The following is a 10062-nucleotide window of genomic DNA, read 5'->3' as shown; positions in this document are numbered from 1 at the left end:
GCGGCTCGGCGCTGCCGCGCGGCGGAGAAGCGGGGTCTCCGTCGGGGGTCCGGGTGCCGCTCGGCGCGGGGTCGCCGGCGCGGCGATCGGTGCTCACAGGGTGCTCCAGTCCTGATCGGGATAGCGGTGCACGGGCGCCGACACATCGTCCAGCGCACGGCAGATCTCGTCGGGAAGCGTAAGGCTCTCCACTGACAGCGCGGTCCTGAGCTGCTGTGCGGTGCGCGCGCCGACGATCGGGGCGACGACGCCGGGGCGGTCGCGGACCCAGGCGAGGGCGACCTTCAGGGCCGTCGTGGCGAGGCCGTCCGCGGCCGTGGCGACGGCGTCGACCACGCGGCCGGCGGTCTCGTCGAGGTAGGGGGCGACGAAGGGGGCCAGGTGCTCGGAGGCGCCCCGGGAGTCGGCAGGCGTCGCGTGGCGGTACTTGCCGGTGAGCACGCCGCGGCCCAGCGGGGAGGACGGCAGCACGCCGATCCCGAGGTCGAGCGCGGCGGGCAGCACCTCCCGCTCGATGCCGCGTTGCAGCAGGGAGTACTCCATCTGCGTGCCGGCCAGCCGCGTCCGCACGCCGGGGGCGGCGAGCTGCCACGTGGCGGCCTTGGCGAGCTGCCAGCCGCAGAAGTTGGACACGCCGGCGTAGCGGGCGCGGCCGCTGGCGACGGCGATGTCGACGGCCTGCAGGGTCTCCTCGACGGGTGTGTGGGGGTCGAAGGCGTGGATCTGCCACAGGTCCACGTGGTCCGTGCCGAGCCGCTCGAGGGAGGCGTCGAGCGCGGAGAGCAGGTAGCCGCGCGAGCCGTCGAAGCGCCGGTCGGGGTCGGGGACGCTGCCGGACTTCGTCGCGATGACCAGGTCGCGGCGGGGCACGAGGTCCTCCATCAGCTGGCCGAGCAGGTACTCGGCGGCGCCGTCCGCGTATACGTCCGCCGTGTCGACCAGGGTGCCGCCGGCCTCCCAGAAGGTCTTCAGCTGCTCGGCCGCGCCGTTCTCGTCGGTGTCCCGGCCCCAGGTGAGCGTGCCGAGCCCGATCCGGGATACCCGCAGGCCCGTGCGGCCGAGATGCCTTAGTTCCATGAGCGCTGAGGTTACTGGCCGCGGCCCGCGCCGGGGCCGCCTGTGGACAACGCCCCGCGGCACCCCGTGGACCGCGCGCCGCGGACCCACTCCGGAGGGGGACGGCGGCCGGTCGGTGACGTACCCCGCGTCTCCGCGCTACAGTCCCCGCAACAACGACGTTACTGATCGGTAAGGGGAGCCCGCCATGAGTGGAATGAGGCTGGGGATCAACCTCGGTTACTGGGGCGCCGGCATGGACGCCGACAACCTCGCCGTCGCCCGCGAGGCCGACCGGCTCGGCTACTCGGTCTGCTGGGCCGCGGAGGCCTACGGCTCCGACGCGGCCACCGTCCTGTCCTGGGTCGCCGCGCAGACCGAGCGCATCGACATCGGCTCGGGCATCTTCCAGATCCCCGCGCGCACGCCCACCATGACGGCGATGACCGCCGCGACCCTCGACTCGCTCTCCGGCGGCCGCTTCCGGCTCGGCCTCGGCGTCTCCGGCCCGCAGGTCTCCGAGGGCTGGTACGGCGTGCGGTTCGACAAGCCGCTCGCCCGCACCCGCGAGTACGTCGAGATCATCCGCAAGGCCATGTCCCGCGAGCGCCTCACCCACGAGGGCGAGAACTGGACCCTGCCGCTCCCCGGCGGCCCGGGCAAGCCCATCAAGCTCACCGTCCACCCCGTGCGCGAGCGCATCCCGCTGTACATCGCCGCCATCGGCCCGAAGAACCTGGAGCAGACCGGCGAGATCGCCGACGGCGCCCTCCTCGTCTTCTTCGCCCCCGAGCACGCCGAGGAGACCACCCTCGGCGCGCTGCGCGCCGGCCGCGCCAAGGCCGGCAAGGAGCTGGAGGGCTTCGACGTCGTCCCGACCGTCCCCATGGCCGTGGGCGACGACGTCGACGGGCTGGCCGACCTCTTCCGCCCGTACACCGCGCTCTACGTCGGCGGCATGGGCAGCGCCAAGCAGAACTTCTACAACAAGCTCGCGCAGCGCATGGGCTACGAGAAGGCCGCCGCGGAGATCCAGGAGAAGTACCTCTCGGGCGACAAGGCGGGCGCCGCCGCGGCCGTCCCGCGCGACCTGATCGACTCCACCGCCCTGATCGGCTCCGTGGAGCGCATCGCCGACCGCATGCAGGCCTATGCCGCCGCAGGTGTGACCACCCTGTCGCTCGCCCCGGCGGGCTTCACCCTGGACGAGCGGATCGCCGGCCTGCGGGCGGGTGTCGAGGCCCTGGAGCGCGCCGGCCTGGCGTGACGGACGAGCGGAACCCGGCGGCCGTGGTGGGGGCTCGGGGTGTCTTCCCCGCCACGGCCGGTACAGAGGACAACGCCCGTACGGGCGCCGGGTTACGCGCCGCGCACCGCCTCCGGCGTCGCGCATTCGGCCGAGCGGACGCCGCCCCGGATTTGCCGCTTCCCCGGCATGGCACTTGACTCGGGTTTCACGGGACATACGCGAAATGCGCCGTGAACGGAGGTGTGTCCGTCATGCTCTCGGCCAGAAGCCTGTTCCAGGAGATCCTCGACGACGACGAGGCCTACCGGCTCTTCTGCTCCATCGCCGCCAGCGGCGAGGCACAGGGCGGCTGGGAGAACGCCCGGATCGCCGCCCTCGTCCCCGGGGAACAGCGGGCCCTCGCGCCGAAGATCGCCCGGCACGGTGCCGATGAGGACAAGCACGGCCGCATCTTCGAGGCCCTGCTGCGCAGACGCGGCCTCGCCCCGGCCCCGGTGCCGGCTGGGACCGACTACACGATGCTCCTCGAACGCCGCGGCATCGGCCTGCCCCACGTCCTGCTCCGCGGCCAACGGCCGCTGACCGAGGAGGACATCGTCACCTACCTCGCGCACAGCCGCGTCACCGAACAGCGCGCCGCCGACCAGATGCGGATGCTCACCGCCCACTTCGGCGACCACCCCGAGGTCGGCAGGGCGCTCCGGATGATCGCCGACGACGAGACCAACCACCTCGCGTACTGCCACGAGGAGCTGCTGCGCCTGGCGCGCGCCGGGCACCACCGGACCATCCGGGCGGTGCTGCGCGAGAGCGCCCGCGCCGAGATCCGCGTCTACCGGGACGTGAGCCTGGCCTTCATGGAGCGCATGGGCGCCCTCCTGGGCTGGTCCCGGCCGAAGGCCCTCGCGCTGTCGCTCGGCATCCGGGCGCTGCACCGCTACGAGCAGCTCGTCGGCTGGCGGCGGATGGTCACCTTGCGCATGCCGCGGCGCCGCAACGCGCTCGGCGGACCGGCGGAGACGGCACCGGAGTTCGCCTGACGCGGCGGGACGGGGCGGGGCCGGGGCGGGCGGGGCCGCTCCCTCGGCACCGGTCTCCGCCGGTGCCCCTACAGCCAGCCGCGCCGCTTGAACATCCGGTGCAGCCAGACCACCAGCCCCGCCATCACCGCGACGACCGCCGGATAGCCCCACGGCCGCCGCAGCTCCGGCATGTGGTCGAAGTTCATCCCGTAGATCCCGGCGATCATCGTGGGGACCGCGGCCATGGCCGCCCACGCCGAGATCTTGCGCATGTCGTCGTTCTGCTGGACGCCCATCTGAGCCAAGTGGGCGGACAGTATGTCCGACAGCAGCCGGTCCAGGCCCTCGACCGACTCGTTCGCCCGCATCAGGTGGTCGTTCACGTCGCGGAAGAAGGGCTGCGAGCGCTCGGGCACGAACGGCACGCCCGCGCCCGCCAGCCGCGCCATCGGATCGGCCAGCGGCGCCGAGGCCCGCCGGAACTCCAGGACCTGGCGCTTGAACGAGTAGATCCGCGAGGCGGTGTTGCGGGTGTCCCCGCCCAGCGGGGCGAACACCTCCGCCTCCAGCTCCTCCAGGTCCGCCTGGAGCTCGCCGGCCACCTCGATGTAGTGGTCCACGACCGCGTCGCACACCGCGTACAGCACCGAGGTGGGCCCGTGCCGCAGCACCTCCCGCTCCTGCTCCAGCCGTTGCCGCACCTGGGCGAGCGGGCTGCCCTCGCCGTGCCGCACGGTCACGACGAAGGAGTCGCCGACGAACAGCATCAGCTCGCCCGTCGTGACCGTGTCCGCGTCGTCGTCGTACGTGACGGGTTTGAGCACCAGGAACAGCGAACCGTTGTAGATCTCCAGCTTGGGTCGCTGGTGGGCCTTGAGGGCGTCCTCCACCGCCAGCGGGTGCAGGTTGAACTCGCTGGTGATGAGGTCGAACTCCTTCTCCGTCGGCTCGTGCAGCCCGACCCACAGGAAGGAGTCTCCCGCGGCGCGCGCCTCGTCGAGGGCGTCGGAGAAGTCGGCGGGGCCCTCGGTGCGGCGCCCGTCCCGGTAGATTGCGCAGTCCACGATCACGCAGGGCATTTTGCCGCTGATCGCGCCTTCACACACGACACCCGGCAGGAGCGGCGCGGAAACGCTCCGCGGGGGCGGACGGCCGCCGCGGGCACGGGAATCCGCCGCGGGCACGGGATTAGGGTGGGCGCCATGCCCACGCTGATCCTGGTCCGGCACGGCCGGTCCACCGCCAACACCGGGGGAGTGCTCGCGGGACGGACCCCCGGCATCGCCCTGGACGAGCGCGGCACCGCCCAGGCCGCCGCCCTCCCGGACCGGCTCGCGCAGGTACCGCTCGCCGCGGCCGTCACGAGCCCCCTGCAGCGCTGCCACGAGACCCTGGCGCCCCTCCTCGCCGCCCGCCCCGGCCTGCCGCTGCACACCGACGAGCGCGTCGGCGAGTGCGACTACGGCGACTGGTCCGGCCGCACCATCTCCGAACTCACGGCCGAACCGCTCTGGGAGGTCGTCCAGCGCCACCCGTCCTCCGCGGCCTTCCCCGGCGGCGAGTCGGTCCGGGCCATGCAGGCCCGCGCCGTCGACGCCGTCCGCGACTGGAACGACCGGGTGGAGGCCGGGCACGGGCACGACGCCTGCTACGTCGTCTGCACGCACGGCGACATCATCAAGGCGCTCGTCGCCGACGCCCTCGGCCTGCACCTGGACCTCTTCCAGCGCATCGCCGTCGACCCCTGCTCCGTCACGGCCATCCGCTACACCCGGCTGCGCCCCTTCCTGGTGCGCCTCGGCGACACCGGAGACCTGCGCGGCCTCGTGCCGCCGGAGGAGGCCCCCGCGCAGGCGCGGAGCCCCGAGGCGGACGGCGTCGTGGGGGGCGGGGCGGGGGCACCGTGATCGCGCCGCGCAGTAGGGTGGTGGCGCGGCACAGTCCGCCTCTCCACCCTTGACCCGGCACCCGGAGAAGACCCGACCGCCCGAACCGCCCCGAACCAAATGGAGCAGGACGTTGTCCCGTCAGGTGTTCCTCTACGACCCGCCGGACCGTTTCGTCGCCGGTACGGTCGGGCTGCCTGGCCGCCGCACCTTCTTCCTCCAGGCCACCGCGGCCGGCCGCACCACGAGCGTCGCCCTGGAGAAGGCCCAGGTGGAAGCGCTCGCCGAGCGCATCGACGAACTGCTCGACGAGGTCGTCCGGCGCACCGGCGGCAGCGCCCCGGTGCCCGCCGTGGCCCCCGCCGAGCTCAGCGACACGGCCCCGCTGGAAACCCCCGTCGAGGAGGAGTTCCGCGTCGGCACCATGGCCCTGGCCTGGGACGGCGAGCACCAGCGCATGATCGTCGAGGCGCAGGCCCTCGTCGAGCTGGACGCCGACACCGACGAGGACCTCGCCGAGGCCGAGGAGCGCCTCCTGCAGGACGAGGCGAACGGCCCGCCGATGCTGCGCGTGCGGATCACCGGCACCATGGCCCGCGCCTTCGCCAAGCGCGCCCTGGAGGTCGTGAACGCCGGCCGCCCGCCCTGCCCGCTGTGCAGCCTGCCGCTCGACCCGGAGGGACACGTATGCCCGCGCCAGAACGGATACCGCCGCGGGGCGTGACGCCGCGGAGCGTGACCCCGCACGAACTGCTGGCCAAGGGCGAGCTGACGGTGCGCGGCCGGATCGCCGAGGCGTCCAACGCGGTGCTGTACTGCACGGTCGAGTACGCGGGCGTGAGCGCCGCCTGCGTCTACAAGCCCGTCGCGGGGGAGCAGCCCCTGTGGGACTTCCCCGACGGCACCCTCGCCCAGCGCGAGGTCGCCGCCTACGAGCTCTCCGAGGCCATGGGGTGGGGGCTCGTCCCGCCCACGGTGCTGCGTGACGGCCCCTACGGCCGGGGCATGTGCCAGATGTGGATCGACGCCCCCGAGGACGCGGAGGAGGGCGGTGAGCGCCTCCTGGCTCTGGTCGAGGGCGCGGAGCCGGGCCCCGGCTGGAAGGCCGTCGGCCTGGCCGACGTGGGCGGGGACCGCACCGCGCTGCTCGTGCACGCCGACGACGAGCGGCTGCGGCGGCTGGCCGTCCTCGACGCGGTGATCAACAACGGCGACCGCAAGGGCGGCCACCTGCTGCCCGCCGCGGACGGCCGGCTGTACGCCATCGACCACGGTGTGACCTTCAACGCGGACGACAAGCTGCGGACGCTGCTCTGGGGCTGGGCGGGGGAACCGCTGACGGAGGAGGCGCTGGAGGCACTGCGGCGGCTTTCGGCCAATCTGGCCGACGGGAGCCCCTTGGCGGGGCGGCTCGCCGAGCTGATCACGCCCGGGGAGATCGAGGCGCTGCGGGGGCGGGTGGCGGAGCTGTTGCGCACGGGGCGGCACCGTGAGCCCAGTGGGCAGTGGCCGGCCATTCCGTGGCCGCCGGTGTGAGTGCTGGTCGAAGCACATCTTTCGTGCTTGCCGCAAGAGCGCCTGTTCGGCCAACAGCCGGATCCGGTTCGTATCCGGAACATGCGTCCGGTTACGCTCGTGACATGCATGCCTGGCCCGCTTCTGAGGTTCCCGCCCTGCCCGGCAGTGGCCGCGACCTCCGGATCCACGACACCGCGACCGGCGGACGAGTCACTCTCGCCCCCGGCCCCGTCGCCCGTATCTACGTCTGCGGCATCACGCCGTACGACGCCACCCACATGGGACACGCGGCGACCTACAACGCGTTCGACCTCGTTCAGCGCGTGTGGCTCGACACCAAGCGGCAGGTTCACTACGTCCAGAACGTCACCGACATCGACGACCCGCTCCTCGAGCGCGCCGTCGCCAACGGCGACGACTGGACCGAGCTCGCCGAGCGCGAGACCGCCCTCTTCCGCGAGGACATGACCGCGCTGCGGATGCTCCCGCCGCAGCACTACATCGGCGCCGTCGAGTCGATACCGAAGATCGTTCCCCTGGTGGAGCGGCTGCGCGACGCCGGTGCCGCCTACGAGCTCGACGGCGACGTCTACTTCTCCGTCGAGTCCGACACGCACTTCGGCGGGATCTCCGGCCTGGACGCCGAGGCCATGCGCCTGCTGTCCGCCGAGCGCGGCGGCGACCCGGACCGACCCGGCAAGAAGAACCCCCTGGACCCCATGCTGTGGATGGCCGCCCGCCCGGGCGAGCCCAGCTGGGACGGCGCCTCGCTCGGCCCCGGCCGCCCCGGCTGGCACATCGAGTGCGTCGCCATCGCCCTGGAGTACTTCGGCATGGGCTTCGACGTCCAGGGCGGCGGCTCCGACCTCGTCTTCCCGCACCACGAGATGGGCGCCTCGCACGCCCAGGTGCTCACCGGCGAGCACCCCTACGCCAAGACCTACGTCCACGCCGGCATGGTCGCGCTCCACGGCGAGAAGATGTCCAAATCCAAGGGCAACCTCGTCTTCGTCTCCGCCCTGCGCCGCGACGGCGTCGACCCGGCCGCGATCCGCCTCGCGCTCCTCGCGCACCACTACCGCGCCGACTGGGAGTGGACCGACACCGTCCTGCACGAGGCCGTGGAGCGCCTCGGCCGCTGGCGCGCCGCCGTCTCGCGCCCCGACGGCCCGTCCGCCGACGCGCTGGTGGAGGAGATCCGCGAGGCCCTCGCGGACGACCTCGACTCGCCTCGCGCCCTCGCGGCCGTCGACCGCTGGGCCGCCGCCCAGGCCGCCGACGGCGGCACCGAGGAGGGCGCGCCCGGCGTCGTCTCCCGGGCCGTCGACGCGCTGCTGGGCGTCGCGCTCTGACGCGCTGACACTGCATGACCCCACAGGGGGCGCTCCCCACCGGGAGCGCCCCCCCTTCATTTGTGAAGATCTCCGCGTGTGCGGTGTGGTGCTCCGCGGGCTGTGCTTCCGTGAGCCGGTCGGCCGATCAGCCGGCCTCCGGGCCCCGTCGGAAGGACGACCGCCATGGCAGCTTTCCTCTCCCGCCGAAGACTCCTGGGCGCCGGTGCGGCGCTGGGGACGCTGGCGGCCGCCGGCCCCCTGGCCACGGCGGCCCGCGCGGAGCCTGCCGGAGGCCTGTGGCCCACCGAGTTCCCCCTCCCGGACGGCTTCCGGCCCGAGGGCATCGCGACCGGTCCGGGACCGTACGCCTGGTTCGGCTCGCTCGGCGGGGGCTCGCTCTACCGCGCGAGCCTGGCGACGGGCCGCGGCGAGGTCGTCCCCACCGGGACGGACGCCATGTCCATCGGCATCAAGACCGACCGGCACGGCCGGGTCTTCATCGCGGGCGGGGCCTCGCGCCAGCTGCGCGTCGTCGACGGAGGCAGCGGGCGGATCCTCGCCTCCTATGAGGTCGGCAGGCCCGCCACCGTGATCAACGACGTGGTGCTCACGCCCGGCGCCGCCTGGTTCACCGACTCGACCCAGTCCCAGCTCTACGGTCTGCCGCTCGGCCCGCGCGGCGAGCTGCCCGCCCCGCGCGACGTGGTGACCCTGCGGCTGAAGGGGGAGTGGGCGGAGGCCCCCGCCGAGGGCTTCACCACCAATGGGCTGGAGCGCACCCCCGACGGCCGCGGGCTGCTGGTCATCAACGTCTACGCGGACGGCGGGAGCCTCTACCGCGTCGACCCCCGCAGCGGCGACGCCCGCCGCGTCGACCTCGGCGGGGCGAAGCTCCCCGACGGGGACGGCGCCCTGCTGCTCGGCCGCACGCTCTACGTCGTCCAGCAGATCCAGAACGCCGTGGACGTCTTCCATATGGACGCCACGGGCCTGCGCGGCACGGCGGTCACCCGGATCACGGACCCGCGGTTCCGGATCCCGACGACGGTCGCCGCGTACGGCAACCGCCTCTACCTGCCCAACTCCCGCTTCACGGAGCCGCCGACGCCGACGACGGACTACAACGTGGTGGCGGTGCGGCAGGTGCACTGAGGAGGCGGGCCCCCGCGGCCCCCTGCGTGCCCTTCAGGCGGGCAGCACCGGCGGCCGGCCCTGCGTCCAGGTGATGCGCAGGGCCAGCCGCCGGAAGCGCCAGCGGCCGTCGGCGCTCCGGACGGCCTCGGCCTCGCAGAGCCCGCCGGACACGAAGAGCCGTTCCGCCGGCCCCCCGCCCTCCTCCTCCGGGCCGCCGTCCTCCTTCAGGACGTGGGTGCTCAGCTGGTTCCAGCGCAGAGCGGCGCGGTCGCCGTCCAGCTCGACGTCGAGGTTCGTCCCGAAGTGCACCGTCCGTTCGAAGAGCGCCATGGCCCCGCCGGTGGACGACAGCTGGGCGTCGATCCCCTCGTACACGCCGACGGGCGTCTCGCTCCACGCGTCGTCGGTGAAGAAGGTACGGGCCCACGCGGTGTCGAACGGGCCCTCGTCGAGCGAGCGGAGGTAGCGGGTGACGAGGCGTTCGACGGCGGCGCGGTCGGTGAGGGCACGGAGCTGTTCGTGCATCTGGTTCAGGTCCATGGCCAAAGCTTCTGCCCTCAACCAAACTTGAGGTCAAGCCCCGTGAGAAAGGGAACGGGCACGCACCGTCGTGCGGTGCGTGCCCGTTCCCCTTGACCTCTACGGCCTGTGCTCAGCGCGCGTTGAAGTACTTCGCCTCGGGGTGGTGGATGACGATGGCGTCGGTGGACTGTTCGGGGTGGAGCTGGAATTCCTCGGAGAGGTGGACGCCGATCCGTTCCGGCCGGAGGAGGTCGGCGATCTTGGCGCGGTCTTCGAGGTTGGGGCAGGCTCCGTAGCCGAGGGAGAAGCGGGCGCCGCGGTACTTGAGCGCGAACATGTCT

11 protein-coding genes are annotated in these 10062 nt (G+C 73.2%); 7 read left to right on the top strand and 4 right to left on the bottom strand.

What is annotated here, in order from left to right; genetic code table 11:
- Nucleotides 1–93: 93 nt before the first annotated feature.
- The gene (locus tag V7793_RS26445; protein ID WP_336010667.1) at nucleotides 94–1077 is read right to left on the bottom strand and encodes an aldo/keto reductase; all 984 of its coding nucleotides are present in this window, start codon (nucleotides 1075–1077) and stop codon (nucleotides 94–96) included.
- A gap of 196 nt (nucleotides 1078–1273) precedes the next feature.
- On the opposite strand from V7793_RS26445, the gene V7793_RS26440 reads away from it, so the two are divergent.
- Together V7793_RS26440 and V7793_RS26435 are read left to right on the top strand one after the other, a co-directional pair.
- Entirely contained in the window at nucleotides 1274–2323 is a 1050-nt protein-coding gene (locus V7793_RS26440) for an LLM class F420-dependent oxidoreductase (protein ID WP_168093168.1), read from the top strand.
- A gap of 233 nt (nucleotides 2324–2556) precedes the next feature.
- Complete coding sequence (locus V7793_RS26435; protein WP_336010664.1) at nucleotides 2557–3345, top strand: ferritin-like domain-containing protein; 789 nt, start codon at nucleotides 2557–2559, stop codon at nucleotides 3343–3345.
- Nucleotides 3346–3413: 68 nt separating this feature from the next.
- Here V7793_RS26435 and corA read toward each other — a convergent pair whose 3' ends face one another.
- On the bottom strand, nucleotides 3414–4406 hold the full coding sequence (gene corA, locus V7793_RS26430) for a magnesium/cobalt transporter CorA (protein ID WP_336010661.1): 993 nt from the start codon (nucleotides 4404–4406) through the stop codon (nucleotides 3414–3416).
- Between the two features lie 123 nt (nucleotides 4407–4529).
- Here corA and V7793_RS26425 point away from each other — a divergent pair, with 123 nt between their 5' ends.
- The 5 genes from V7793_RS26425 to V7793_RS26405 all read left to right on the top strand — a co-directional run bounded on the left by V7793_RS26425 (nucleotide 4530) and on the right by V7793_RS26405 (nucleotide 9217).
- A complete protein-coding gene (locus V7793_RS26425; protein ID WP_336010658.1) occupies nucleotides 4530–5234 on the top strand; it encodes a histidine phosphatase family protein in 705 nt (234 codons plus the stop codon).
- Between the two features lie 112 nt (nucleotides 5235–5346).
- Nucleotides 5347–5937: a DUF3090 domain-containing protein gene (locus V7793_RS26420; RefSeq protein WP_168093159.1), complete on the top strand. Its 591-nt coding sequence runs from the start codon at nucleotides 5347–5349 to the stop codon at nucleotides 5935–5937.
- Complete coding sequence (locus tag V7793_RS26415; protein WP_336010656.1) at nucleotides 5901–6749, top strand: SCO1664 family protein; 849 nt, start codon at nucleotides 5901–5903, stop codon at nucleotides 6747–6749. Before V7793_RS26420 ends, V7793_RS26415 begins: the two co-directional genes overlap by 37 nt.
- Nucleotides 6750–6853: 104 nt before the next feature.
- Nucleotides 6854–8083 (top strand): cysteine--1-D-myo-inosityl 2-amino-2-deoxy-alpha-D-glucopyranoside ligase, encoded by a 1230-nt coding sequence (gene mshC, locus V7793_RS26410; protein WP_336010653.1) that lies wholly within the window; start codon nucleotides 6854–6856, stop codon nucleotides 8081–8083.
- 165 nt (nucleotides 8084–8248) lie between these two features.
- A complete protein-coding gene (locus tag V7793_RS26405; protein ID WP_336010650.1) occupies nucleotides 8249–9217 on the top strand; it encodes a superoxide dismutase in 969 nt (322 codons plus the stop codon).
- A gap of 33 nt (nucleotides 9218–9250) precedes the next feature.
- On the opposite strand, the gene V7793_RS26400 is transcribed toward V7793_RS26405, so the two are convergent.
- Nucleotides 9251–9739, bottom strand: coding sequence for a nuclear transport factor 2 family protein (locus tag V7793_RS26400; RefSeq protein WP_336010648.1), 489 nt, complete (start codon nucleotides 9737–9739; stop codon nucleotides 9251–9253).
- A gap of 112 nt (nucleotides 9740–9851) precedes the next feature.
- Nucleotides 9852–10062, bottom strand: a 211-nt coding sequence (locus tag V7793_RS26395; RefSeq protein ID WP_336010645.1) for a vitamin B12 dependent-methionine synthase activation domain-containing protein, incomplete at its 5' end; no start/stop codon positions are given.

This window comes from Streptomyces sp. KLMMK (assembly GCF_036961605.1).
In the GTDB taxonomy this organism is placed as follows: domain Bacteria; phylum Actinomycetota; class Actinomycetes; order Streptomycetales; family Streptomycetaceae; genus Streptomyces; species Streptomyces telluris.
This window is presented reverse-complemented; position numbering and strand designations above follow the sequence as displayed.

Excerpts from the sequence above, each read along its gene's own strand:
- V7793_RS26445 (WP_336010667.1), bottom strand. The coding sequence starts at position 1,077 with ATGGAACTAAGGCATCTCGGCCGCACGGGCCTGCGGGTATCCCGGATC.
- V7793_RS26440 (WP_168093168.1), top strand. The coding sequence starts at position 1,274 with ATGAGGCTGGGGATCAACCTCGGTTACTGGGGCGCCGGCATGGACGCC.
- V7793_RS26435 (WP_336010664.1), top strand. The coding sequence starts at position 2,557 with ATGCTCTCGGCCAGAAGCCTGTTCCAGGAGATCCTCGACGACGACGAG.
- corA (WP_336010661.1), bottom strand. The coding sequence starts at position 4,406 with ATGCCCTGCGTGATCGTGGACTGCGCAATCTACCGGGACGGGCGCCGC.
- V7793_RS26425 (WP_336010658.1), top strand. The coding sequence starts at position 4,530 with ATGCCCACGCTGATCCTGGTCCGGCACGGCCGGTCCACCGCCAACACC.
- V7793_RS26415 (WP_336010656.1), top strand. The coding sequence starts at position 5,901 with ATGCCCGCGCCAGAACGGATACCGCCGCGGGGCGTGACGCCGCGGAGC.
- mshC (WP_336010653.1), top strand. The coding sequence starts at position 6,854 with ATGCATGCCTGGCCCGCTTCTGAGGTTCCCGCCCTGCCCGGCAGTGGC.
- V7793_RS26405 (WP_336010650.1), top strand. The coding sequence starts at position 8,249 with ATGGCAGCTTTCCTCTCCCGCCGAAGACTCCTGGGCGCCGGTGCGGCG.
- V7793_RS26400 (WP_336010648.1), bottom strand. The coding sequence starts at position 9,739 with ATGGACCTGAACCAGATGCACGAACAGCTCCGTGCCCTCACCGACCGC.